The sequence below is a fragment of the Streptococcus sp. F2 genome (assembly GCF_056500955.1).
This window is the reverse complement of sequence record NZ_JBWKAI010000004.1, coordinates 1-23,676: the sequence shown is the minus strand read 5'-3', so window position 1 is coordinate 23,676 and position 23,676 is coordinate 1. Positions and strand designations below refer to the sequence as shown.

The window sequence follows — 23,676 nt, the reverse complement described above, 5'->3', positions numbered from 1 at the left end:
GCAACGACAACAACTCTTATCTTTGACGGTCTCAGACAACATCTGATACCTCTGACTGGGGTAGCTGGATTCGAACCAACGCATGAGGGAGTCAAAGTCCCTTGCCTTACCGCTTGGCTATACCCCAAAATGTCTTTCACAGAAATCTAATCTTTTAATAAATCATCTTTCTGAGATGGAAAGAGAGGGATTCGAACCCCCGAACCCGAAGGAGCGGATTTACAGTCCGCCGCGTTTAGCCTCTTCGCTATCTTTCCGTAACAACAAAAACTATTCTATCATAGTTTTTGTAAGCTGGCAAGTGTTTTTACCTACTTTTAATGATTCAAATTGTAGTTTTCAATGATATTTTCAACCGCTTGCTCAAGGGTTTTAAAGAAGCTATCCACAGTGTCATTTTTTAATACCGCAAATTTCTCATCAAGCTCTGCAATTTCTCCAACAACACGTTTTCCAATCTGCAACTGATAACCGTCAATTTTAGTTTGATTGACTATTACTTTATGATCAATTAATTGAATTTCAATCTTTTTATCTTTTTTACTCATCACTTTACCTCACTTTGTCTATTTTACACAAAATCAAAAAAGCTTGCAAGAGCAAGCTTCATTTTAATCAACTTTTACAATCCAACCTTCTGGGGCTTCAATGTCACCAAATTGGATACCAACTAACTCGTCATACAAACGGCGCGTTACTGGTCCAACTTCTGTTTCACTGTAAAAGACATGCAATTGATCCTTGTACTGGATACCACCAATTGGAGAAATGACCGCTGCTGTCCCACAGGCACCGGCTTCCACAAATTTATCCAATTCTGCGATTGGAACATCTCCCTCAATTGCTGTCATACCAAGTCTTTCTTCAGCTAATTGTAAGAGTGAGTACTTCGTAATAGATGGCAAGATGGATGGGCTAAGTGGCGTAATAAACTCATTATTTGCGGTAATGCCAAAAAAGTTTGCTGCCCCTACTTCTTCAATTTTGGTATGAGTCGCTGGATCTAGGTAAATCACATCAGAGAAGCCAGCTGCTTTAGCAGCTTTACCTGGTAACAAACTTCCTGCATAGTTTCCTCCCACCTTGGCAGCACCTGTTCCGTAAGGAGCAGCACGGTCAAATTCTTCAGAAACAATAAAGTTTGTAGGAGCAAGTCCTCCCTTGAAATAGTTTCCTACTGGCATGGCAAAAATAGTGAAAATATATTCTTCCGCAGGTTTAACCCCAATAATATCTCCAACCCCAATCAATAGTGGTCTGAGATAAAGGGTTGCACCTGTTCCGTAAGGTGGTACAAAGTCTTCATTGGCTTTAACTACTTGCTTAGCAGCATCGATAAATTGCTCGGTTGATACTTGGGGCATCAAGAGACGATCTGCTGTCGCTTGCAAACGGGCTGCATTACGGTCTGGACGGAACAATTGGATTGAACCATCTTTAGTTCGATAAGCTTTTAAACCTTCAAATGCTTGTTGTCCATAGTGAAGTGCTGGAGCGCTTTCTGAGATATGTAAGGTGGCATCTTCTGTTAATTGACCTTTGTCCCATTGACCATTTTTGTAATAAGAAATGTAACGGAACGGCAACTTATGATATTCAAATCCCAGGTTGTCCCAATCAATTGCTATTGTCATCATCGTACCTCTTTTCTACTTTTTTCTATTGTAACTTTTTTTCAATAATTTTCAAGTCTATTTTATTCTTTTACTTTAATGTTCTTAATTTACCATAAAATTAAAAAGAGTTTTCACTCTTTTTAACGTGTTCTAGCTACCAGTACTTCTTGATCCGAAATAGTATCTGAAATAAAGGAGCCATTGCTGGTTCTTTCCGATAACGAAAGCGTTTCTAAAGCAATCTCGTAGGTTTGACCAGTCTTACTAATGACTTCAAGCCTTTGTTGATTAGTTTCTTCTTCAGGTATATCAGTGAACAAATCAAACTGCTCAGCTGAAATATCTGATTGAACGCCTCCGGCCAGAAAAACTCTATGAGGTTTTGCTTTTAGCTCTCGTAGAACTAATAGCCCACGATTAGCACGACTTGTCTGAGGAATATCATCTACAGCCATACGTTTGAGGGACCCCCTCTGAGTTAAGACAAAGAAAGAGTTACTTGTCACCGAAAAAGCGGAAACAAGTTTATCCTCATTTTTCAAGTTAATCCCTTTAACACCAGATGATTTCAATCCTTGAATCGGAACGTCTTGACTAGAGAATCGCAAAGCATAACCATTATAGGTGACTAATAAAAGGTCTTCCATAACAATCGGTGTCAAGGTCACTACACGATCTTTAGCATCTTTTAATTTCACATACTTGGTTGATTTAGATTTATAGGTCCGCCAAGGCGTCAATTCTTGACGTTCAAAACGCTTGGTAAAACCATTTTGTGTGACAGCAAGGTATAGACCTTGGTCAAAGGAAGTCACAATATCTGCGTAGAGAATCTCTTCATCTGTCGCAAAGTTTGAAATGGTTTGCGATAGATGCTCACCGATATCCTTCCAACGTAAATCGGTTAATTCATGGATGGGTCGGTAAATGACATTGCCTAATGTTGTAAATAACAAGAGGTGTTCTGTGGTTTTTGCCTGTTTAACGAAGATGAGGTCGTCATCATCTCTCTTGCCAACTTCTTCCAAACTAGACGCATTAAAAGATCGTGGGCTGGTTCTCTTGAGGTAACCACCCCGTGTCACACTGACAAAAGTTTCTTCCTCAGCAATCAAGCTGGCAGTATCAATCTCAATCGTTTGACTTTCCGCTTGCAGCTCTGATAAGCGAGGGTTGGCGAATTTCTTTTTTACCTCTCTTAATTCACGTTTCATGACGTTATACATGGTTGCTTCATCACCAATAATAGCGGAAAGAGTCGTGATTAATTCTCTCAAATCATTTTCTTCGTTCTGAAGCGTGACAATATCGGTATTGGTTAAGCGATAAAGCTGCAAGGTCACAATGGCCTCTGCTTGTTCCTCGGAGAAATCATAGCTAACTTTCAGATTTTCTTTAGCATCAGCTTTATTATCAGACGCTCTAATTAGAGCGATAATCTCATCTAAGATGGACAAAACACGAATCAATCCTTCAACAATGTGAAGTCGTTTTTCAGCTTTGGCTTTATCAAATTTGGAGCGTTCGATAATAATATCTTTACGGTGACTGATATAGCTTGATAGTATTTTTTGAAGCCCTACTTGACGTGGTGTGAAGTGATCAATGGCAACCATGTTAAAATTATAATTAACTTGAAGGTCTGTGTATTTCAACAAATAATTTAGAATGGTTTGGCTATCTGCATCTTTTTTCAACTCAATAGCTATGCGAAGACCTGTGCGATCAGATTCATCACGTACTTCTACGATGCCTGGGACTTTATTGTTAACACGAACATCGTCAATCTTTTTGACCAAGACTGCTTTGTTAACTTCATAAGGAATCTCAGTGACAATAATTTGTTGTTTACCACCTTTAAGTTCCTCAATTTCCGTCCGAGAGCGAACGACGACACGTCCCTTACCTGTTTCGTAAGCTTTTTTGATTTCGTCAGCTCCTTGGATAATACCTCCTGTTGGGAAATCTGGTCCTGGCAAAAACTCCATTAATTTCTCTAAGCTAGCCTTGGGATGGTCAATCATGTAAACAACGGCATCCATCACTTCAGACAAATTGTGTGGTGGAATATCTGTCGCATAACCTGCGGAAATACCAGAAGACCCATTGACAAGTAAGTTAGGAAATGCTGCTGGTAAAACCGTCGGTTCTTTTTCTGTGTCATCAAAGTTCCAAGCAAAGGGAACCGTATTTTTTTCAATGTCTTGAAGAAGATATCCCGCAATTTCAGACAAGCGAGCTTCTGTATAACGCATAGCCGCAGGCGGATCACCATCCATTGAACCATTATTTCCGTGCATTTCCACAAGAATTTCACGGTTTTTCCAATTTTGACTCATCCGTACCATGGCATCATAAATAGAGGAATCCCCATGTGGGTGGAAATTCCCCATAATATTACCAACTGATTTGGCTGATTTACGGTAACCTTTTTCAAAAGTATTACCATCCTTATTCATTGAATAAAGAATGCGGCGCTGAACAGGTTTTAACCCATCTCTAATATCTGGAAGCGCCCGTTCTTGAATAATGTACTTGGAGTAACGTCCAAAACGCTCCCCCATAATGTCCTCAAGGGACATATTCTGAATGTTTGACATAAGTTCATGATGCACAGGCTATCAAGAAGGACAACTACGATCGTTCAAAAACAACTTAACCGCTGATGTCTTTTATTATGTTAACCTGAGTTCAAATCCTTTCTTAAAAGTTGAAGCAAGAGGAACGTGAAAATCACTCGAAAACCAAGATTTTAGGAAAAAGAGATGTCTTCGATAACGTAAGCCATCGGGAAAACTAGTCGGCCATCTCAAGGTTTACTAAAAAGTGATAAACAGTATCAGTCCACTCTATCAATCCTTCCTGATGGTAAGGTAAATAAAAACATCGTGCTTTAAGTACCTCTGGAATAATAGCTTCAAACAAAGAAGCTTGATCTAGAGGAATAATACACGCCTTTAGAGCATCCAGTGATAGGTGATTTTTAACTTTGGCAGGGTGATAACCATCAAATAAATAATGATCTTGTGCCAAGACCTCCTCATAAGAAAAATGGAAACTAACACCAGGGATAAATAACTCATTTAATTCCCTATCATTTGGTAAATGGCCAATGAGCCTTTCCATAGCCAAACGATAACCTGAGGTAGTATTTGACCACCCCAACATCACATAGTTAAAGTAGTCCGCGGGATCTCCTCCAGCATTTCTACTATCTTTCACTAGTTCCTCAGCCGGACGGTTAAAAGCCTTAACTGCTGATAGGAGTTTTCCCTGACTTAAAGACTGCTATTGCCGTTTTCACCGTACATATATGACTAAGCCAGTCACCATAGACAGCTTTTCCAGAAACATCATAGGTTGAGGCAACCTTCTTATGGCTTGGAGTAAATGGCGGCTTTCTATTATTATGTTTTAAATACTGATTAATTTTTGTTACTATCACTTGATCTTTACAAATGATCTGAGGTTGCCGGTGATTCATCCTCTCATAATGACAAAAAGCAGCTATTTTTTCTAATTCCCAATCCTGGATCATCGGGTAAGATTCCAAAGCAAAATGATAGGTCCCATCCCACTGAAGACTGTATGTGTTTTGCCAAATCACCAATTCCATAAAAGGCCCCCTTTTCACAAGGACATGATTACTAGTTTCACATCGAGATTCTCAGAGACAAAACGACTAAAACACCGTATTTTCTTCTAGGGTAAACTTGACGTTGTCCTCGATCCACTGACGGCGTGGAGCGGCTTTGTCACCCATTAAAACAGAAACGCGTCGTTCTGCTCTTGCTAAATCATCAATAGTAACACGAATAAGGGTTCTGGTTTCAGGATCCATGGTGGTTTCCCACAATTGGTTGGCGTTCATTTCACCTAACCCTTTATAGCGTTGAAGAATGGCTCCTTTACCAAATTCCTTACGTAAATCTTCTAATTCACCATCTGTCCAAGCATAGGATACTTTCTCTGTTTTACCTTTACCTTTTGACATTTTGTAAAGCGGAGGAAGCGCAATATAAACGTGACCTGCTTCCACCAACGGTCGCATATAACGGTAAAAGAAAGTCAGTAAAAGAGTCTGAATATGAGCCCCATCGGTATCAGCATCGGTCATGATAATAATCTTATCATAGTTGATATCCTCGAGGTTAAAGTCAGCTCCCACTCCAGCTCCAATGGTATAAACCATAGTGTTAATTTCTTCATTTTTCAAGATGTCAGCCATCTTAGCTTTTTCAGTATTTAACACCTTGCCTCGCAATGGCAAAATAGCTTGGAATTTACGATCTCTGCCTTGTTTTGCTGAGCCTCCCGCCGAATCTCCTTCGACGAGATACAATTCATTTTTCTTGGCATTTTTGGACTGGGCAGGAGTCAATTTCCCGGATAGTAGGCCCTTGTCTTTTTTATTTTTCTTACCATTACGTGAGTCATCGCGAGCTTTTCGAGCAGCCTCACGCGCATCCCTTGCTTTAATGGCCTTACGCACTAAGTTAGAGGCCAGTTCTCCATTTTCGAGTAAAAAGAAGGTTAATTTTTCAGAAACGATACTATCGACAATCGGTCTCGCTAAGGGACTTCCCAATTTGTCTTTGGTCTGTCCTTCAAATTGCAAGTGCTGCTCAGGAACTAAGATAGACAGTACTGCTGATAGCCCTTCTCGATAATCTGAGCCCTCTAGATTTTTATCCTTTTCTTTTAAGAGATTGGTTTTACGAGCATAGTCATTCATCGCTTTGGTAATAGCTGACTTCAGTCCCGTTTCATGGCTTCCACCATCTTTGGTGCGCACATTGTTTACAAAGGATAAGATATTGTCGGAGAAACCATCGTTATACTGCAAAGCAACTTCGACTTGAAAGTCTTGGTCTTGACCTTCCATGTAAATAACAGGTGTCAAGGTTTCCTTATCTTCATTGAGGTATTCGACGAAATCTTGAACCCCATTTTCATAATGAAACTCTTCAACAATCGGTTCGTCTCCACGAAGATCTGTCAAGCTCATCTTAACGTTTTTCAAAAGAAATGCAGATTCTTTAAGCCTTTCTGCAATGGTATTGAACTTAAAGTCAATGGTTGAAAAAATCTTATCATCAGGCATAAAGGTGACGACAGTTCCTGATTTAGACTTAGGAGCTGTACCAACCTTTTTAAGGGTAGTGACAGGTTTCCCACCATTTTCAAAGCGTTGACGGTACACTGCCCCGTCTCTTGTGATTTCAACTTCTAACCAGGCAGACAAAGCATTGACAACAGAGGAGCCAACACCGTGCAAACCACCTGACGTTTTGTAGCCACCCTGACCAAATTTACCACCTGCGTGGAGAATTGTAAAAATAACTTGAACCGTCGGAATCCCCATAGCATGTTGACCAGTTGGCATCCCGCGTCCACTGTCTGCCACGCTAACTGACCCATCTTTATTAATGACAACTCGAATGTCATCTCCAAAACCAGACAAGGCCTCATCGACAGCATTATCAACGATTTCCCAGATTAAATGGTGCAATCCCGTAGCATCTGTTGAGCCGATATACATCCCTGGACGTTTGCGAACGGCATCTAACCCTTCTAAGACTTGGATAGCATCGTCATTATAGTTATTAATTGTTATTTCTTTCTTAGTCAACACTGACCTCCAGACATTTTCATCTTTTTTATCTTACAAGTTTTTTACCAATTTTGCAAAGTAATTTGCTAATTTTTTCTGAATTCTTTTGAGACGCTAGTTCTTCAATCACTGAATATGGTATAATATGGAGTATGAAATTGATAAATTTTATTTTAATAGCTTATTTACTTGGTTCGATTCCAACGGGTTTGTGGATTGGTCAACGGTTCTATCATATTAATCTTCGGGAACATGGGTCTGGAAATACTGGTACTACCAATACTTTTCGTATCTTAGGTATCAAGGCTGGTTTAACGACATTGGCGATTGATATTTTGAAAGGAACGGTGGCAACCATCCTACCAGTTCTCTTTGGCTTGACCACGGTATCACCTATTGTCATCGGTTTTTTTGCAGTTTTAGGGCATACTTTTCCTATTTTTGCCAAATTCAAAGGCGGGAAGGCTGTCGCGACAAGTGCTGGTGTACTGCTAGGTTTTGCACCTTTGTATCTGGTCTTTTTAGCTTTTGTTTTCTTACTAGTGCTTTATTTATTTAGTATGATTTCTTTGGCTAGCATCACTTCTGCGGTTGTAGCTGTCCTAACTGTTTTGATTTTTCCAGCCCTTCATTTCCTTCTGCCCCACTACGATTGGTTTTTGACATTTATTGTAATACTATTAGCAGCTATTATCATTATCCGACATCAGGATAATATGCGCCGTATTAAACGTCGTACTGAAAATCTAGTCCCTTGGGGATTGAATTTAAGCAGACAAGTGCCTAGAAAATGATTAAGAGCAACTAAAAAGCCTAACTTGAAAAAGTCAGGCTTTTTTCTATCTTTGTCTACTAAGTATTTTGATAAACAATCTCTCCACTTGCAATGGTGTACTTCACAACTCCTTTGAGCTGATTGCCAATAAAAGGAGAGTTACTTGCTTTAGAAGCAAATTGGTCTGTAATGACACGTTCTTCCTTGTCTGAGAAAATTATCACATCAGCTGGGCCATTTTCAGCTAAATAGCCTGCTTCAAACTCATAGAGAGAAGCAGGATTTATAGTCATTTTTTCCAATAGAGACATGAGGGACAGGTGACCTGGTTCAACCAAATGTGTCAAACCTAATGACAAAGAGGTTTCAAGTCCTGTCATACCAGATGGCGCTTTAGTCATGTCCTCAACGGCTTTTTCATCCTTGTGATGGGGAGCATGATCAGTAGCAATGACGGTGATGACACCGGATTTCAAACCTTCTATGACGGCTAAACGATCTCTTTCTGTACGTAGGGGAGGATTCATCTTGGCGCTAGTGCCTGCGGTCAATAAGAGATCCTCTGTCGTTGAAAAATGTTGTGGGGCTACTTCAGCCGTCACCTTGGCTCCTAATTGCTGAGCAAAAGCAACAACCTGCACAGATTCTGCTTTAGACAAATGCTGGATATGAACACGTGCCTGCCTATCATAAGCAATCATGACATCTCTCGCAATCATGCTGTATTCCGCCACACCAGTTGCCCCGCAAAAACGAAAGTGGTCCTCAGCGATGCCTTCATTAAATCCTAAAATTCCGTTTAACTGAGGATCTTCCTCATGCAAAGAAATGAAGGTCTTGTTGGTATTAGCCAAGTCAAAAGCCTCTTTTAAAACCTTTGAACTTTCTAAAGGAATACCATCGTCCGAGAAACTGACTGCTCCTGCTGCCAAGAGAGCCTTAAAATCTGTTAATGATTTCCCATTAAAGGCTTGGGTGACACTGGCATTGGTGTAAATATGAATCTTTTCTTTAGCTGCGCTAGCTAGCACTTCCTGTATAGTTTCGACATCTGAAATGACAGGATTGGTATTAGCCATCATGACAACTGTCGTCACGCCACCTGCTGCTGCTGCCAAGGCTCCTGTGTGAATATCTTCCTTGTGTGTTTGACCCGGTTCCCTAAAATGCACATGAATATCTACTAAACCCGGGGCTACAATGAGGCCAGTAGCATCAATCACTTGAGCTTCTGGGCAATCAATAGCTGGGGCTATCTTCACAATCTGTTTGCCTTCAATCAAGACATCTACCACTTGATCTCGCTGCGATTTTGGATCCATAAGGCGTCCATTTTTAATGAGTAACATGCTCTCTCCTTCTTCTCACTTATCTGTTTTACTCACAAGACTTTAGTCCTCTGTCACAAAAAAAACTGATAGACAGACCTGTCTGCCAATAATATTGAAACTTTGCCCATAGGCAGTTTACCTCAAACCATCTGTCTGATAATCACTAATACTTCTTCCTATTGCAACCAATCAATGCCAATCATACCTTCTTTTTCTAAAATAGCATTTGTTCTTGAAAAGGGTTTGCTGCCAAAAAAGCCACGATAAGATGACAAAGGGCTTGGATGGGGGCTCTCGATGATGTGGTGCTTTGGATTAGTAATGAAGGCTTTTTTCTTCCTTGCATAAGCTCCCCACAAAATGAAAACTACAGGGCTGTCTTTCTCATTCAGCACTTTAATAACAGCATCTGTAAATGGCTCCCATATTAAGCCTGCATGCCCATTAGCCTGACCTGCTGGCACTGTTAAGCAAGCATTCAAAAGCAGAACCCCTTGACTAGCCCAAGTGCTTAAATCATGATGGTCACGAGGACCAATATCATCTGCTAATTCTTTTAAAATATTAATAAGGGATGGTGGAGCAGGAATCTCTTCTGGAACTGAAAATGATAAGCCCTGGGCCTGTTTGGGACCATGATAAGGGTCTTGTCCTAAAATTAAAACCTTGGTTTTTTCCAAAGGAGTGACTTGTAAGGCTTTAAAAACATTTTCTCGTGGAGGATAGACAAGACCGGAAGCATAGGCTTCATCTAAAAAGTGATTGATGCGACCATAGTAATGCTCCGGCAAAAATGATTTGATTTTCTCATGCCAAATTGAATGAGCCATAAGATTCCTTTCTAATCATGTTAGCTTCTAAGTTAAATACGATGTCCTTTTCTATCTAGTTTACCACATTTTAAATAGAAAAACCCTGAAAATATGATATCTCCAGGGTTAATATTCGTTTTTTACAGGATATTAAACAAGTGCTAGCTTATTTTCTAAGAATTCTTGGTAACGTTCTAACAAAAAAGCGATGAGCCAATAAATAAAAGCCACTAAAATATACATGGACATGTAATCCCACTCTCTACCGCCAATAATTTTGGCATTTTGAAAAATATCTGGTACGGTAATCATGGCAGCTAGCGACGAACTTTTAACCATATCAATAATGACATTGCCTAGAGGAGGAACTGCAATTCGAAAGGCTTGAGGAAGAATGATTTTTTTAATCATAAGAGAATATGGTAACCCCAAAGCCTTAGCTGCTTCCCACTGTCCCTTGTCAATAGCTTCTATAGAAGAGCGAAAAACTTCAGAAATGTAGGCAGCACTGACCATAGAAAAACCAAGGTAAGCGCAAAGTAAGGCTGGTAATTCTAAACCATAATAAGGCAACCCGAAATAAAGAACAAAGAGCACCACGATCATCGGCACACCCCGCATGATAGAAATGTAGGCCCTAACAAGATAGTGTAGCAGTGGCTGACGTGACCTTCCTAGTAGGGCAAGGAGCAAACCAAAGACCAGCCCCGTTAAAAAGCTAAGCAACGATATGCCAAGGGTATAAGGTAATCCCGATAACACAAATCCTAAACTATCTTTCATTAACTGGATATTAATCATGTGGTTAGGACTCCTTTAACTTCAAGCATTAGTTAACGTCTTTCGTATCAATGACGGGAATTTTCATGTCTTTGCCAAAAGGTTTTGTCAGATCTTGACCAGCATAGTAGGTTTCAGAGATTTTCTGCAAGCTACCATCTTTTTTCATGTCTTTAATAACAGCATCGATTTTTTTCTTAAGGCTGTCATCTTTTTTGCTCATGATAATGCCTTGTTCGGTTGGGTTGTACTGAACATCACTCATTTTGACGTTTAAGTTTGGATTTTGAGAGAGCATATAATCTACAAATAGTTTTTGAGCTGGGTAGTCATTTGGAATGAAATCTGTTCGACCATTGGCCACATCGTTGAGGTAAACATCTCCTGTAACATTATCATAGGTTACGAGTTTGGCTCCCTGCTTTTGCGCTACTTTCATGTATTCTGTTCCAGAAGCACCAGCTGCTTTTTTACCTTTCCAGTCGCTAAGATCTTTTTTAGACATATTTGAGCTGCCATCAGCACGCACAATCATGCCTCCTACTCCATATTTATACGGCGTCGAAATATTATATTTTTTCTGGCGTTTTGGGGTAATGTCAAAGTTATTAAGGGAAATATCCACGCGGCCACTATCAACTGAAGTAAAGGCTTGATCAAAACCAGTTTCAACAAACTTAACTTTAACATCAAGACGTTTACCGATTTCTTTGACCATATCTACTTCATAACCCACTAATTCATTGTCGTCATTATAAAAAGAAGTAGGTTGATAGGTTCCAGGAGTGGCTACTTTGAGCACACCTTTTTCTTTGATAGCGTCCCAACTTGATTCTTGAGATTGATGTGACGCACAGGCAGTCAATAAAAGGCTGGCAAGTCCGATAGACAATAAGGTAACTGATTTCTTCATAATAACTCCTTTAGTAAGATAAACTATAGTATAACACTCAAACTATTTGATAGTTATTGGTAACGCTCACAAGGTTACAAAAAGTACTCTATAATAGGTCAACTGTTTTATAAGATTATTATTGAGGAGTCTTCAATAAACCCGCCACCTCAAACTGCTCTGCAATTCCTAATAATAGGTCCTCTCTACCTTTAGCAGCAAGCATTTGAATGCCCATTGGGAGACCTTCTTTTGTTTCGTAAGTGGGCAAACTGATCGCTGGCTGACCCGTTAAATTAGGGAGAGCTGTGTAGGGGTTAATGGCCAAACTCTTCTCAAACATGGTTTCTACCAAATTGAATTGCTCTTCACTACTGAAGGTTTCAGCTTGAGCCAATCTAGCCATGAGTTGCGAATCTGGCACAAGTTCCCCGTGTTTAGGGGCTGGTGTATTGGTGGTGAAGGTCAGCAATAGGTCGTAGGTCTCATGAAAGGTTGCCATGGTTGCACTGTAAGCGTCCCATTTTTGAAGGACCTGTGAGTAACGCCAAGCAGGGATGTCTTTACCTGATTGGTAAATAGCCCAGGTCATGGTTTCCATATCGTCTTTGGTCATCGGGCGTCCAAAAGCAGTTTCTATACCAGCAAACATAGCAGCCGTTTCCACACTATTCATAATGTAATAATGACGAATCACTTCTGTCATGTTTACAGGAAACTCTTCCAATTCAACTAGCTGATGTCCTTGTTCAGTTAGCCAAGCTACAGCTTGTCTTAAAGCCTCGGAAGTATCTGCTGATACGGGCCTACCGTCAATTAGCCGTTGGTAAAACGCAATTTTTAAAGGACGCTTTAGCGGCTCCTCAATCGTTTCTTTGGCTAACTTTGCAAGAGGAAATGGACTTTCCATTTGTTCCATCTGTAAATGGTAAAGCAAGCGTCGTGTATCTCTAACTGATTTGGTCAAGGCGAAATGAACAGATGCTCCTTGCCAGCCTCGATAAGAACCAGGCCCAACAGGTATGCGTCCACGACTAGGCTTCAATCCAATTAAACCATTAAACGAGGCTGGAATCCGAATAGAGCCACCCCCATCACTGGCCGGTGCTAGTGGACTAATCCCAGATGAGACCAAAGCTGCTGCCCCACCTGACGAACCACCAGCATTGCGCGTTTTGTCATGAGGTAATGAGACCGGTCCATTGAGCCGACTATCACTAATATTTTTAAAACCAAATTCAGGTGTGTTGGACCGTCCTAAAATAATAAATCCCAAGTCTTCTAACCTATTCACGAATAAATCCGTTTTAGTCGCATGATAGTCCTTGAATAGCTTAGAACCTGATGTTGATAAGTCTCCCTTCAATTCTTGGCCCAAATCTTTCAAAAAAATGGGAACTCCTGCAAAAGGCTTACCTGAAAAATCCCTTTGTTTGGCCTCTTCTAGAGCTGCTTCAAAGCATTCTGAGGTAATAGCATTTAAGGTAGGATTTAATTCTTTTGCTTTGTGAATGGCTTGACTGACCAGCTCTAGGGGGGTGATTTCCCCAGTTTGAACTGCCATAGCCATAGCCGTTGCATCATGATAAGTCATGGTAACTCTTCCTTTCTGACATTGTCTTATTAAAACATCCTTTTTTATTAAAACACAAATCTCATCAAACCACCATTAAAAGGCTAGGAGCAGTCCTTCTTACCTGATATCAGCTAATTCATTACAACTCAAAAAGGACTGCCATACGGCACTCCTTTTTGACTATCTTTCTCGAGGCGATTTTAAAACGGTCCAATAGTAGGCCACCTCTTGGTAACCTTGATGTTCATACATGGCACGATTTTCTTCTTCGGAAATCAAAATCACCTTCTGATAATCCTGACTAGCTCGGTACTGCAGATTTGTTCCAATACCGCGTCCTCGATAGGTTTCTTTCACATAAAAGTCATCCATTTCAATATAATCGCCACATTCCCAAGCTGTGATGTCCCCTACAATACTACCTTTATCAAGAGCAAGGTAAATAGCAGAGCCCTCAGCCCTTAGGTAACTTTCATTGTAAACTTGCATTTGATTAGCATAGGTTTCGCCATAGTCAAGGTATCCCTCATATTTATAAGCCAGATAATCTGAGAAAGTGGCCTCTGAGAGTGGCTCAATGCTAATAGAATCACTATCATGCCAAGTTAGATTTAAATGATCACGTCTATTAGTAAAGATGAGGTGTTTCTCAAAGTCAAAGCCTTTTTCTTCTAAAAAAGCTTTTAGGTCAGCAGGCAGTTCCTGATTTTCTGCAAAAAAGACAAAAGCATAGTCACTGTCATAATCTTCCTGTTCCTTGGCTAAATAAGCTAAATCCTCTTTTAATTCTACAACAGTAGGCATACGATAGTAACTAAGGTAATTTGAAAAATAACGTTCTGAGGTAGTGGGATTTTTATAATGGTGGAAGCGTTCTGTTTTCTGATAAACAGGTTCTCCCGCTTCCAGTAGAGCTTTATAAGACATAGTGCATTCCTTTCTGTAAAGCAGGGAGATTAACGATAGTTTACCCTTGCCAATTTTCCTGGTCTTCTTTGAATTTTTGAAGTAGCTGCAGGCCATCAGCAGTAATGTAGCCTTTTTCTTTTGCTACTTGGATTAAGTCACTGTAAGTTGACAAGGTAATCAGTTGCACCCCTGCTTCTTCAAAATTCTGACTAGCTTTTGGTAACTCATAAGTGAAAATTGCAACCACTCCCAAAACGTCTGCTCCCTCACGTTTAGCGGCTGCAACTGCATCTAGTACCGACCCACCTGTTGAAATCAAATCTTCAATAATAACCATTTTTTGACCTTTCAAGACTCGCCCTTCAACCTGGTTCCCAGCACCATGATCTTTAGGTTTGCTGCGGATGTAAGCAAAAGGAAGTGACATCTTATCAGCAATAATAGCTCCGTGGGGAATTCCTGCTGTGGCTGTACCAGCGATGACCTCAACTTCTGGGAAATGGGCCTTAATAGTGTCCACAAAACCATTTTCAATAAGGTTGCGTGTCTCAGGATAAGATAGGGTGATACGATTATCAGTGTAAATAGGGGAATTGATCCCAGAGGCCCAAGTAAAAGGATTCTCGGGTTTTAAATAAACAGCTTGAATATCAAGTAAATCTGCTGCAATTCGGCTTGCTAATGTCATCTTTTCATCTCCTTGTTATGCGTTCGTTTTTTCCATGTCAACTCATCATTATGTGTTGGCTTAACTTGTCCATTCAGCTTTTATGGCTTGGTAAGCAGCTACTGGGTCTTCTGCCTGAGTAATAGGACGCCCAACCACAATATAGTCACTTCCAATAATTCTTGCTTGAGCGGGAGTCATGACACGTTTTTGATCCCCAACAGCACTACCTTTTGGTCGAATTCCAGGGGTTAAACACACAAATCCGTTAGGGGTTTCAGCTTTGATGCGTTCTACTTCATGAGCTGAACAAACCACGCCATCAAGTTGAGCTTTAGCTGCTCCCTTGGCATAATGTAAAACGGATTCCAAAAGACTAGACTGAATGTTTTGGTCCTCTCGCATTTGTTGCTCACTGGTAGAGGTTAGCTGAGTTACTGCTAGCAAGATTGGACCTTCTCCTAAACCTTCTCTAGCTTCTTTTAGCATCTCAACACCCCCTGCTGCTTGAACAGTTGCCATATCAATTTCCAATTGTTTCAAGACTCTCATTGCAGAATACACGGTATTGGGAATATCATGTAATTTCAAATCCAAGAACACACTATGTCCTAAACTTTTGACATATCGAACAATCTCTGGACCTTGAGCGTAATATAACTCCATACCAATCTTCACATAGAGTTTTTCTTCTTTTGGAAAAAGTGAAAGAAACGCTGTCACCTCCTCAACTGTTGCAAAATCTAGGGCAATAATCGGTCGTTCTTCTCGCATAACTCATCCTTTCTAAGCGCACTTAACAGGGTTAGACTAGCAAAAAACCTCGCTTCCAAAGAAGCGAGGCTACACCAAAGTAAGAGGGAAAGTTCACCCTCTTTTTCTCCTGTATTCCTTGTTCGCCTCTCTGGACGTCATTTAAAGGTTTTTATATTATTTTAGTTATTGTATCTTTTTTGGTCACAGAAGTCAACTGTCGTTATCAGCTTTAATCCATTGCTTGATGATGTTCTGCAACAACCACTTTAGGGCTTTGATAATGTTTGATAAAGGCTTCTTCTTCTAAGTTGACCAATTTAATGTGGTCATAAAGCACCTCTGGAATAGGCTCTTCTTTGAGGGATATGGCAATAATTTTTAAGGATGAGAAGACATCAATCAATACACCAAAAACTCGAATACGCTTATCACCAATAATAGCTTGAAAAACTTCCTTTGATTGACACAAATCAATGAGGTGGTCTACCCCCTTGATCCAATTGTCAACAATATCCAGCGTTTTATTCATTAGTTTAAACGCTGATTCCTCATACCAAAAGGTCGATTCAATTAAGCGTTGTTGCTTGTCTAAAGTATCGATGGCAGCAACAATGTCCCCCAATTCAGATTGAACCAAATGAGTTGGAAATTCACCTCCAAGTATGGACGGTGTTCGCTCAACAAGCTTCAATTCATCACGAAAAAGGGTCAAATAGTGGATACTGACTAATAATTTTTGGATTAAGTTTTGATGACTAGTTTGTTGAGTCATATTCACACGATCACCACCCTTTGATTAGAAAAAAACTGATTTGTTAATACTATTAATATAACACAAGAAAAATAAAAGGGCAACGAAATTGCTGAAAGTGATTTTTAAAATCTTGGGACATTAAAGTCCTAATTTGCTGGGAAACTCACTAAATAGCCAACACCAGTTAAGGCATACTTTCGAAACATTTGTGCTTGCGTCTTTATTTTTTTTGAGATAGACTGTATCTATGAGAATCCAACAATTACATTACATTATCAAAATTGTCGAATGCGGCTCTATGAACGAGGCGGCCAAACAATTATTTATTACACAGCCAAGCCTTTCCAACGCGGTCAAGGACTTGGAAACTGAAATGGGGATTACTATTTTTATCAGAAATCCGAAAGGGATTACCTTAACAAAAGACGGGGTGGAATTTTTATCTTATGCACGTCAAATCATTGAGCAAACCTCGCTTTTAGAAGACCGCTATAAAAATCAGAACACCAGCCGAGAATTATTTAGTGTCTCTTCTCAACACTATGCCTTTGTGGTTAATGCTTTTGTGTCGCTCCTCAAGCGAACAGACATGACCCAATACGAGCTATTTTTGCGTGAGACGAGGACCTGGGAGATTATTGATGACGTTAAAAACTTTCGTTCTGAAATCGGGGTTCTGTTTATCAATGATTATAACAGGGATGTTTTGACGAAACTCTTTGATGATAATCACTTGACGGTAACCTCTCTCTTCAAGGCTCATCCTCATATTTTTGTCAGCAAGTCAAACCCTTTAGCTAAGAAAAGTCTTTTAAGCTTGGATGATTTGAGCGATTTTCCTTATCTGAGTTATGATCAAGGCATTCACAATTCCTTTTACTTTTCAGAGGAGATGATGGCTCAAATGCCTCATCGTAAATCCATCGTGGTCAGCGACCGTGCTACTCTCTTTAATCTCATGATTGGTTTAGATGGTTACACAGTTGCTAGTGGTATCTTAAATAGTAACCTCAATGGAGATCAGATTGTGGCTATTCCACTAGATGTCCCTGATGTTATTGATATTGTCTTTATCAAACACGAAAAAGCTAATCTTTCTAAAATGGGGGAACGGTTTATTAAATACCTAATTGAGGAAGTCTCTTTTAGTCAGCCGCTTTTTTAATAGATCACAAAAAACACGGTAGCAAAACCTTTTAGGGTTGAGTTACCGTGTTTTTGTTAGCCATGAAGTCTAAGCTATCTTTAAAGACCCAGTTCCGTTTTAATAATGGCATTCATTTGATCAAAGTAAAATGGTTCACTTTGATAATTCACACCTGAAAAAGTCGCTAAGGCGATAATATTTTCCAGAAAAGTCTGAGAAGAAAAATGAGTTGTCCGATGTAATTCTTCTTCATCAAAGGGCTTAATCAAATGTGCTAAGGGATTACGAACCGATTTTTCAAAGGTTCTCAAAGAAAGAACAAGATCCTTGATTTCTTGAGGTAAATGGGTCAAAGCCAATAAATCGGCCAAACTTTTGGTAGTAACGTTACGAGATTGTCTTTGAGATAAATAAGTTTTGAAAACCTCGTGATCAGATTCCAACATGGCCTGAAAATGCCAAGTATCATATTGGTCATTCTTTGTGTCAAAAATATAACGTTTAATATTTGGAATTTCTGCCTCTATTAATCTGAGAAAAAGCCGATAAAGAATAGGTGATACAGACCTGACAAAGTCAATGATAGCACCATTCTTCACCTTAACTTCCAAATCTAAAATATAGTTGGCAATTTGTTCTTCTTCAAGTGTTTGGTTTAGCCATACTGACAGACCATAGGTTTTTTCAATAGTCTGATTCTCTGCTTGATGCTCTGACAAGAAATTGAGGTTTAATTCTCGCCGTTCTTTGAGCATTTCTAATAAATAGAGAGCAGGTTCTGGAAAATCCGATAATGTTTGTGCAATCTTAAAGGCGTGATTATAAGCATAGACATCCAAAAGGATGTCTATTGTTTGAGTATTAATCATTGGCAATTAAAGTTTCCAAACCAACTTTCATCATATCAGTGAAAGTGGTTTGACGCTCTTCAGCTGTAGTATCTTCGGTTGGATCATTCAAGTTATCTGAGATGGTCATGATTCCAAGGGCTTTAACCTGGTGTTGAGCCGCTAAGTAATAAAGAGCTGCTGCTTCCATTTCAATGGCTTTAACACCCAATTTACCAAGAGCCATGTTGCGTTCAGGCATGTTAGAGTAAAAAACATCAGAAGAGAGTACATTCCCAACGTGAGTTGTCACACCCATTTCTTTGGCAATATGGTAAGCCTTATCAAGCAAACCAAAATCAGCAATTTGCGGGAAATCAAATTCTGGAAAATCGTTACGAATAATGTTTGAGTTGGTCGCAGCTGCTTGAGCAAGTACCAGTTCACGCACATGAACATCAGGGTCGATGGCACCAGCAGTCCCAACACGAATCAATGTTTTCACGCCGTAGTCAACAATTAACTCACGAGCATAGATGGAAATGGAAGGCATTCCCATCCCCGTTCCCATAACAGAGACACGGTGGCCTTTGTAAGTTCCTGTGTAGCCAAACATGTTACGGACCTCATTGAAGCAAACAGCATCTTCAAAGAAGTTTTCCGCGATAAATTTCGCACGTAGAGGGTCTCCAGGTAGAAGAATTTTATCAGCAATATCGCCTTGTTTGGCAGAAATATGAATAGACATCAGTTATGATACAGAGAGCGACCAGAAAATGACTGAAAAATAGAAGACTGAGAAGAAACACCATTTTCTTAGGCAGTTTCTCCTTTTTTCCGAGTTTTTTCGCTTGAGTTCAAATCAGAAAGAACTAACTCTCTTTCCTTTCTTATTTTTAAATTAAGTGGATGGGAAAGATGCCCACATTCCCTTATATAGAATATGGAATCCATCGCACATTTATTCATTTATTATTTTTTGTTAATTAATAATCCCAGAAAATTGCATGCTAATCCTAGAATAATAAAGGAAAGAGCACATTTTACGAGACCTTTAATGGCAAACACGATACCAATTAAACTGAGAAAAATACATAAAACAAAGAATATTCTTCTTAGTTTAATATGATACCTACTTATCATATTTTCCTAATTTTCTTCTTCTGAAAAAGCAAGTAGCATGAAGGGTAACCCCGCACCTAAAAATATGATAGCTAATATTTCATTTTCAGATGCTAAATTGTAGATTCTATAGCGAGTCCACTAAAAAGATAAATCCAGTGAGTACTCTCTTTTTTATCCTACAACTCAGCTAAAATAGCTTTAACAAGACCTTTGAAATCTTCTTTAATATGTTCAGTCACTTCAACAACTTCTTCGTGGTTCAATTCTGATTGGAAACCAGCTGCAAAGTTAGTGATGGCTGAAATACCAAGTACTTTAAGTCCAGAATGAGCAGCCACAATAACTTCTGGCACAGTTGACATGCCGACAGCATCTGCTCCTAATACTTTGAAAGCACGGATTTCTGCTGGTGTCTCATAAGTTGGACCAGTTAAGCCCATATAAACACCATCTTCTAGCTTGATGTTCATTTTTTCAGCCACTTCATGTGCCTTATCGCGATAAACCTTAGTATAGGCATCGGACATATCAGGGAAGCGTGGACCAAACTCGTCCAAGTTTTCACCAATTAGTGGGTTATTTCCAGTCATGTTAATATGATCTGTGATTGCCATCAAGGTACCTGGGCCGTAGCCAATACCTCCAGCAGCATTTGTGACAAGAACGCCTTCACATCCCAGAGCTTTCATGACACGAACAGGGAAAGTCACCACTTCAAGCGGGTTTCCTTCGTAAAAATGGAAACGACCTTGTAGGGCAAGTACTTTACGACCAGCTAAATCACCGTAGACTAGTTTTCCAGCATGGCCAACAACTGTTGATTTGCCCCAGTTTGGAATATCTGAATAATCAATTACAACAGGATTCTCTACTTCTTCAGCAAGTTCACCAAGTCCTGAACCCAGAATTAATCCAAATTCTGGAGCTTCAATTCCTTTAGCAACTAAAAAGTCTTTTGTTTCGTTAATTTTAGTCATCAATGACATCTTTTTCTCCTTTTACCTCAATAGGGTTCACAATCTCGCCATCCTCTTTAATATAAGGACTAGGCAGGGGAACAGGAAGAATATCCAGTAAGGTCTCAGAAGGACGGCAAAGTTTTACTCCTTTGCGAGTCACAACAATAGGACGATTGATCAAAATTGGATCCGCCAACATGGCATTAATAATGTCTTTCTCAGCTACTGCTTGATTTGCTAATCCATGAGCCTTAAATTCAGGAACATTGGTTCGCAAGAGTTCTCGCGCAGAGATTCTCATCGATTGTAAGAGCTCAATTAAAGTCTCCTGATTAGGTGGCGTCTGCAAATACTCAATAATAGTAGGCTCAATACCTGCATGGCGAAGCATGGCAAGAACATTACGTGAAGTGCCACAGTTTGGATTATGATAAATCGTGATTTCTTCCATTATCAATTACTAACTTTCTTATTTTAAGTGACCGAGGAATGATTCACCAATCATGGCTGTATCAACTCCAAAATTTTCTGCAACAGTTGCTGAAATATCCGCAAAATGCCCTTGTGGAATAAGACCATTTCCAGTAAAGGATGCAGAGTAGGCAAGCAATGGAATGTATTCACGAGTGTGGTCGGTGCCTGCATAGGTTGGGTCATTACCATGGTCAGCAGTGATGAGAAGCAAATCGTCTTCTTTCATATTTGCAATGATTTCAGGTAGGCGATTGTCAAATTCATGCAAGCAGTCACGATAGCCTTCTGGATCACGACGGTGACCAAAGTTGGCATCAAAATCAACAAGGTTAGTAAAAGAGAAGCCTTTAGTGAACTCAGGTAATTGAAGGGTCTTAATAAGCGTGTCAATACCATGACTGTTTGATTTGTTATGTCCCATGTCATTTGTAACACCTGAACCGTTGAAGATATCATTAATCTTACCAACGGCATAAGTTGGGACATCTGCGTCAGCCAGTTTATTCAAAACGGTATCTTGGAAAGGAGACACTGCATAGTCATGACGGTTAGCTGTACGAGTAAAGTTTCCTGGCTCCCCTACATAAGGGCGTGCAATAATTCGACCTAAAAGAGCAGGGCGCTCAAGAGTAATAGAGCGAGCGTACTCACAAATCTTGTAAAGCTCTTCCACAGGAATAATGTCTTCATGAGCTGCAATTTGAAGTACTGGGTCTGCTGACGTGTAAACGATCAACTCACCTGTTTCCATTTGACGTGGACCAAAATCATCAATAACCGCAGTTCCTGAATAAGGTTTGTTGGCCTCGCGAATGATTTTGCGGCCAGAAAACTCCTCAATCTTAGTTAAAATCTCTTCTGGGAAACCATTCCAGAAAGTGTCAAAAGGTTCTGTAATGTTCAAGCCCATAATTTCCCAGTGGCCTGTCATGGTATCTTTTCCAAGAGATACTTCTTCCAATTTGGTCACGTAACCAGTAGGATTGTCTTCTGCTGGAATGGTTTTTAGTGGCACTGGGCGAGGAATATTACCAAGTCCAATTTTTGCCATATTCGGAACAGTTAAGCCTGCTGTCTCTGAGATATGGCCGAGGGTGTCAGAATCTGTATCAGCTACACCTGCATTAAAGAATTTGTCAGAATCAGGCGCTGCGCCAATACCAACAGAGTCTAAAACAACTAAGTGAATACGATTAAATTTTGACATAAGTCTCCAATCTAAGGGAGGTTACGGTTGGCTCCCTAAAACCTATAAAATATTTTTAACACAGTTACTATGCTAAGACTAACCTACTTTAGGCGCTTCTAAAACAGTAACACCGGATTTGCTCGCGACAATCACCTTATCGACCATACCGTTAAAGAGACCGTGTTCCACAACACCAACTGTCCCATCTAATAAGTGACCAAAGGCAACGGGATCCTCAATGCAACCCAAATCAAGGTCAATAATATAGTTTTGCATATCGGTCACCAAACGACCGTCACCTTTCATCCGGAAAGAAGGTTTGTAACCAGCTTTTTCAAAGACACGGAGCAATCGGTCAGCACCATATTGAACCACTTCGACTGGTAATTTAAAGGCACCCAAATGCTCTACCATTTTAGAATCATCAACAACCCAGATATATTCTTTTGTTGGTGTGGCAACAATCTTCTCCATCAATAACGCTGCACCACCTCCCTTGATACCGTTGAAGTCTTTATCAACTTCATCAGCACCATCGACGGTGAGGTCGATGCTATCAATGTCATCTACTGATTTTAAAGGAATACCTAGACTTTCTGCTTGTTTACTGGTTACACTTGATGTCGTAACCCCGACCACTTGCAGTCCTTCTTCCTTTACACGACGGCCAATTTCTTCAACAAAATAGTAAGCGGTTGATCCTGTTCCCAATCCAATGGTCATACCATCTGTGACGTATTGGGCAGCAGTAACCCCAGCAATTTTTTTGAGTGCTTCCATGATTCCCCCTTATATTAGAATTGCGTCCTAGCACTTTATTATACCATGAAAGCGCCCGCTTGTTAATGAAAATATCTGATTTTCTCACGCCGTACGCATGAAAACTTTCTCTTCATCCTTTTGTGCCCGGACATCAATTTTGAAAAGATTCCTTTTTAAATCAATCATCTGCTTAGCCTCTTTCTCCAAATAATTGGACTAAATAATCTTTCAAATGGACAGAAATATACCGTTGTTTGCGACGATAACTGAGGTCTTTTTTAGGAAATACCATCACTTTGAGAAAATATAAGCACATTTTTCGGATAAGATTTAGGTTAAATGCGGCTCTTTTATCCAATGTCTGATGATGATCTTCATGATAAACAACGTCCAATAACCAGTGCATACTCTCTATCTGCCAATGACCTCGTACACAATTGGCAAATGTGAGGACATCCGGCTTAAAGCTAAAGATAAAATAACGATTCTCTTGACTCAGCTGTCCATCCTTATCAATCGTGTTACGAGTCATCCCAATACCACGTAACTTATGCCATTTGGGATGATTTGAACACAACCATTTAATCTCGGAAGACACCCAGTATTCTCTAACTTCAATCTGTCCCCTAGATTTTTCAACAGTCTGATAATACTGTCCATTTTCTTGGAGTTCTTCCAATAAGTTGACATCACTAAAATAAAGAGCAATAT

At 39.9% G+C, this 23,676-nt stretch carries 22 protein-coding genes, 2 tRNA genes and 1 pseudogene; 2 read left to right on the top strand and 23 right to left on the bottom strand.

The features are described 5' to 3' along the window. Nucleotides 1–55: 55 nt before the first annotated feature. The 7 genes and pseudogenes from ACYTR8_RS02315 to parE all read right to left on the bottom strand — a co-directional run bounded on the left by ACYTR8_RS02315 (nucleotide 56) and on the right by parE (nucleotide 7,248). A tRNA-Gln gene (locus ACYTR8_RS02315) sits at nucleotides 56–127 on the bottom strand. 49 nt (nucleotides 128–176) lie between these two features. Beyond that, a tRNA-Tyr gene (locus tag ACYTR8_RS02310) sits at nucleotides 177–257 on the bottom strand. Between the two features lie 60 nt (nucleotides 258–317). Then, nucleotides 318–548: a DUF2969 domain-containing protein gene (locus ACYTR8_RS02305; RefSeq protein ID WP_111716582.1), complete on the bottom strand. Its 231-nt coding sequence runs from the start codon at nucleotides 546–548 to the stop codon at nucleotides 318–320. A 63-nt stretch (nucleotides 549–611) separates the two neighbouring features. Further along, nucleotides 612–1,634 carry a branched-chain amino acid aminotransferase gene (locus tag ACYTR8_RS02300; protein WP_111717931.1) on the bottom strand — a complete coding sequence of 341 codons (1,023 nt, stop codon included), beginning with the start codon at nucleotides 1,632–1,634 and terminating at the stop codon, nucleotides 612–614. 122 nt (nucleotides 1,635–1,756) lie between these two features. Further along, nucleotides 1,757–4,216: a DNA topoisomerase IV subunit A gene (gene parC, locus ACYTR8_RS02295; RefSeq protein ID WP_479641606.1), complete on the bottom strand. Its 2,460-nt coding sequence runs from the start codon at nucleotides 4,214–4,216 to the stop codon at nucleotides 1,757–1,759. A gap of 196 nt (nucleotides 4,217–4,412) precedes the next feature. Beyond that, a pseudogene (locus tag ACYTR8_RS02290) lies at nucleotides 4,413–5,232 on the bottom strand (phosphate ABC transporter ATPase). A gap of 66 nt (nucleotides 5,233–5,298) precedes the next feature. Next, nucleotides 5,299–7,248: a DNA topoisomerase IV subunit B gene (parE, locus tag ACYTR8_RS02285; protein WP_154412240.1), complete on the bottom strand. Its 1,950-nt coding sequence runs from the start codon at nucleotides 7,246–7,248 to the stop codon at nucleotides 5,299–5,301. Between the two features lie 134 nt (nucleotides 7,249–7,382). Here parE and plsY point away from each other — a divergent pair, with 134 nt between their 5' ends. Continuing rightward, nucleotides 7,383–8,024, top strand: coding sequence for a glycerol-3-phosphate 1-O-acyltransferase PlsY (gene plsY, locus ACYTR8_RS02280; protein WP_479641605.1), 642 nt, complete (start codon nucleotides 7,383–7,385; stop codon nucleotides 8,022–8,024). 58 nt (nucleotides 8,025–8,082) lie between these two features. Here plsY and ACYTR8_RS02275 read toward each other — a convergent pair whose 3' ends face one another. From ACYTR8_RS02275 to ACYTR8_RS02235, 9 genes are all read right to left on the bottom strand, one after another. Then, entirely contained in the window at nucleotides 8,083–9,354 is a 1,272-nt protein-coding gene (locus ACYTR8_RS02275; protein ID WP_479641604.1) for a dihydroorotase, read from the bottom strand. A 158-nt stretch (nucleotides 9,355–9,512) separates the two neighbouring features. Beyond that, nucleotides 9,513–10,166: a uracil-DNA glycosylase gene (locus ACYTR8_RS02270; protein WP_111716595.1), complete on the bottom strand. Its 654-nt coding sequence runs from the start codon at nucleotides 10,164–10,166 to the stop codon at nucleotides 9,513–9,515. Nucleotides 10,167–10,298: 132 nt separating this feature from the next. Beyond that, nucleotides 10,299–10,949 carry an amino acid ABC transporter permease gene (locus ACYTR8_RS02265; RefSeq protein WP_269760465.1) on the bottom strand — a complete coding sequence of 217 codons (651 nt, stop codon included), beginning with the start codon at nucleotides 10,947–10,949 and terminating at the stop codon, nucleotides 10,299–10,301. 28 nt (nucleotides 10,950–10,977) lie between these two features. Next, entirely contained in the window at nucleotides 10,978–11,841 is an 864-nt protein-coding gene (locus ACYTR8_RS02260; RefSeq protein WP_111716600.1) for a transporter substrate-binding domain-containing protein, read from the bottom strand. 118 nt (nucleotides 11,842–11,959) lie between these two features. Further along, nucleotides 11,960–13,414: an amidase gene (locus ACYTR8_RS02255; RefSeq protein WP_479641603.1), complete on the bottom strand. Its 1,455-nt coding sequence runs from the start codon at nucleotides 13,412–13,414 to the stop codon at nucleotides 11,960–11,962. Nucleotides 13,415–13,576: 162 nt separating this feature from the next. Beyond that, nucleotides 13,577–14,323, bottom strand: a complete 747-nt coding sequence (locus tag ACYTR8_RS02250; protein ID WP_111716605.1) for a GNAT family N-acetyltransferase — start codon at nucleotides 14,321–14,323, stop codon at nucleotides 13,577–13,579. A 40-nt stretch (nucleotides 14,324–14,363) separates the two neighbouring features. Next, entirely contained in the window at nucleotides 14,364–14,993 is a 630-nt protein-coding gene (gene pyrE, locus ACYTR8_RS02245) for an orotate phosphoribosyltransferase (RefSeq protein WP_111716607.1), read from the bottom strand. 60 nt (nucleotides 14,994–15,053) lie between these two features. Then, complete coding sequence (pyrF, locus tag ACYTR8_RS02240) at nucleotides 15,054–15,746, bottom strand: orotidine-5'-phosphate decarboxylase (RefSeq protein WP_443597787.1); 693 nt, start codon at nucleotides 15,744–15,746, stop codon at nucleotides 15,054–15,056. Nucleotides 15,747–15,957: 211 nt separating this feature from the next. After that, nucleotides 15,958–16,506 carry a hypothetical protein gene (locus tag ACYTR8_RS02235; RefSeq protein WP_111716613.1) on the bottom strand — a complete coding sequence of 183 codons (549 nt, stop codon included), beginning with the start codon at nucleotides 16,504–16,506 and terminating at the stop codon, nucleotides 15,958–15,960. A 223-nt stretch (nucleotides 16,507–16,729) separates the two neighbouring features. Between ACYTR8_RS02235 and ACYTR8_RS02230 the strand changes: the two genes are divergently transcribed. Further along, nucleotides 16,730–17,647: a LysR family transcriptional regulator gene (locus tag ACYTR8_RS02230; RefSeq protein ID WP_111716615.1), complete on the top strand. Its 918-nt coding sequence runs from the start codon at nucleotides 16,730–16,732 to the stop codon at nucleotides 17,645–17,647. 80 nt (nucleotides 17,648–17,727) lie between these two features. Here ACYTR8_RS02230 and ACYTR8_RS02225 read toward each other — a convergent pair whose 3' ends face one another. The 7 genes from ACYTR8_RS02225 to ACYTR8_RS02195 all read right to left on the bottom strand — a co-directional run. Beyond that, on the bottom strand, nucleotides 17,728–18,498 hold the full coding sequence (locus ACYTR8_RS02225) for a LytR family transcriptional regulator (RefSeq protein WP_111716618.1): 771 nt from the start codon (nucleotides 18,496–18,498) through the stop codon (nucleotides 17,728–17,730). Continuing rightward, on the bottom strand, nucleotides 18,491–19,204 hold the full coding sequence (gene deoD, locus ACYTR8_RS02220; RefSeq protein ID WP_479641602.1) for a purine-nucleoside phosphorylase: 714 nt from the start codon (nucleotides 19,202–19,204) through the stop codon (nucleotides 18,491–18,493). Before deoD ends, ACYTR8_RS02225 begins: the two co-directional genes overlap by 8 nt. Nucleotides 19,205–19,757: 553 nt before the next feature. Beyond that, the gene (locus ACYTR8_RS02215; RefSeq protein WP_111716622.1) at nucleotides 19,758–20,567 is read right to left on the bottom strand and encodes a purine-nucleoside phosphorylase; all 810 of its coding nucleotides are present in this window, start codon (nucleotides 20,565–20,567) and stop codon (nucleotides 19,758–19,760) included. Next, a complete protein-coding gene (arsC, locus tag ACYTR8_RS02210) occupies nucleotides 20,551–20,991 on the bottom strand; it encodes an arsenate reductase (glutaredoxin) (RefSeq protein WP_479641601.1) in 441 nt (146 codons plus the stop codon). The genes ACYTR8_RS02215 and arsC overlap by 17 nt, the downstream gene beginning before the upstream one ends. Nucleotides 20,992–21,009: 18 nt before the next feature. Then, nucleotides 21,010–22,221 (bottom strand): phosphopentomutase, encoded by a 1,212-nt coding sequence (locus ACYTR8_RS02205; RefSeq protein ID WP_479641600.1) that lies wholly within the window; start codon nucleotides 22,219–22,221, stop codon nucleotides 21,010–21,012. A gap of 78 nt (nucleotides 22,222–22,299) precedes the next feature. Beyond that, nucleotides 22,300–22,983, bottom strand: a complete 684-nt coding sequence (gene rpiA / locus ACYTR8_RS02200; protein ID WP_111716630.1) for a ribose-5-phosphate isomerase RpiA — start codon at nucleotides 22,981–22,983, stop codon at nucleotides 22,300–22,302. A gap of 172 nt (nucleotides 22,984–23,155) precedes the next feature. Next, on the bottom strand, nucleotides 23,156–23,676 hold a 521-nt coding region (locus ACYTR8_RS02195; protein ID WP_479650921.1), incomplete at its 5' end, for an ISAs1 family transposase.

Coding starts and splice junctions, on each gene's coding strand:
- ACYTR8_RS02305 (WP_111716582.1), bottom strand. CDS start 548: ATGAGTAAAAAAGATAAAAAGATTGAAATTCAATTAATTGATCATAAA.
- ACYTR8_RS02300 (WP_111717931.1), bottom strand. CDS start 1,634: ATGACAATAGCAATTGATTGGGACAACCTGGGATTTGAATATCATAAG.
- parC (WP_479641606.1), bottom strand. CDS start 4,216: ATGTCAAACATTCAGAATATGTCCCTTGAGGACATTATGGGGGAGCGT.
- plsY (WP_479641605.1), top strand. CDS start 7,383: ATGAAATTGATAAATTTTATTTTAATAGCTTATTTACTTGGTTCGATT.
- ACYTR8_RS02275 (WP_479641604.1), bottom strand. CDS start 9,354: ATGTTACTCATTAAAAATGGACGCCTTATGGATCCAAAATCGCAGCGA.
- ACYTR8_RS02270 (WP_111716595.1), bottom strand. CDS start 10,166: ATGGCTCATTCAATTTGGCATGAGAAAATCAAATCATTTTTGCCGGAG.
- ACYTR8_RS02265 (WP_269760465.1), bottom strand. CDS start 10,949: ATGATTAATATCCAGTTAATGAAAGATAGTTTAGGATTTGTGTTATCG.
- ACYTR8_RS02260 (WP_111716600.1), bottom strand. CDS start 11,841: ATGAAGAAATCAGTTACCTTATTGTCTATCGGACTTGCCAGCCTTTTA.
- ACYTR8_RS02255 (WP_479641603.1), bottom strand. CDS start 13,414: ATGACTTATCATGATGCAACGGCTATGGCTATGGCAGTTCAAACTGGG.
- ACYTR8_RS02250 (WP_111716605.1), bottom strand. CDS start 14,323: ATGTCTTATAAAGCTCTACTGGAAGCGGGAGAACCTGTTTATCAGAAA.
- pyrE (WP_111716607.1), bottom strand. CDS start 14,993: ATGACATTAGCAAGCCGAATTGCAGCAGATTTACTTGATATTCAAGCT.
- pyrF (WP_443597787.1), bottom strand. CDS start 15,746: ATGCGAGAAGAACGACCGATTATTGCCCTAGATTTTGCAACAGTTGAG.
- ACYTR8_RS02230 (WP_111716615.1), top strand. CDS start 16,730: ATGAGAATCCAACAATTACATTACATTATCAAAATTGTCGAATGCGGC.
- ACYTR8_RS02225 (WP_111716618.1), bottom strand. CDS start 18,498: ATGATTAATACTCAAACAATAGACATCCTTTTGGATGTCTATGCTTAT.
- deoD (WP_479641602.1), bottom strand. CDS start 19,204: ATGTCTATTCATATTTCTGCCAAACAAGGCGATATTGCTGATAAAATT.
- ACYTR8_RS02215 (WP_111716622.1), bottom strand. CDS start 20,567: ATGTCATTGATGACTAAAATTAACGAAACAAAAGACTTTTTAGTTGCT.
- arsC (WP_479641601.1), bottom strand. CDS start 20,991: ATGGAAGAAATCACGATTTATCATAATCCAAACTGTGGCACTTCACGT.
- ACYTR8_RS02205 (WP_479641600.1), bottom strand. CDS start 22,221: ATGTCAAAATTTAATCGTATTCACTTAGTTGTTTTAGACTCTGTTGGT.
- rpiA (WP_111716630.1), bottom strand. CDS start 22,983: ATGGAAGCACTCAAAAAAATTGCTGGGGTTACTGCTGCCCAATACGTC.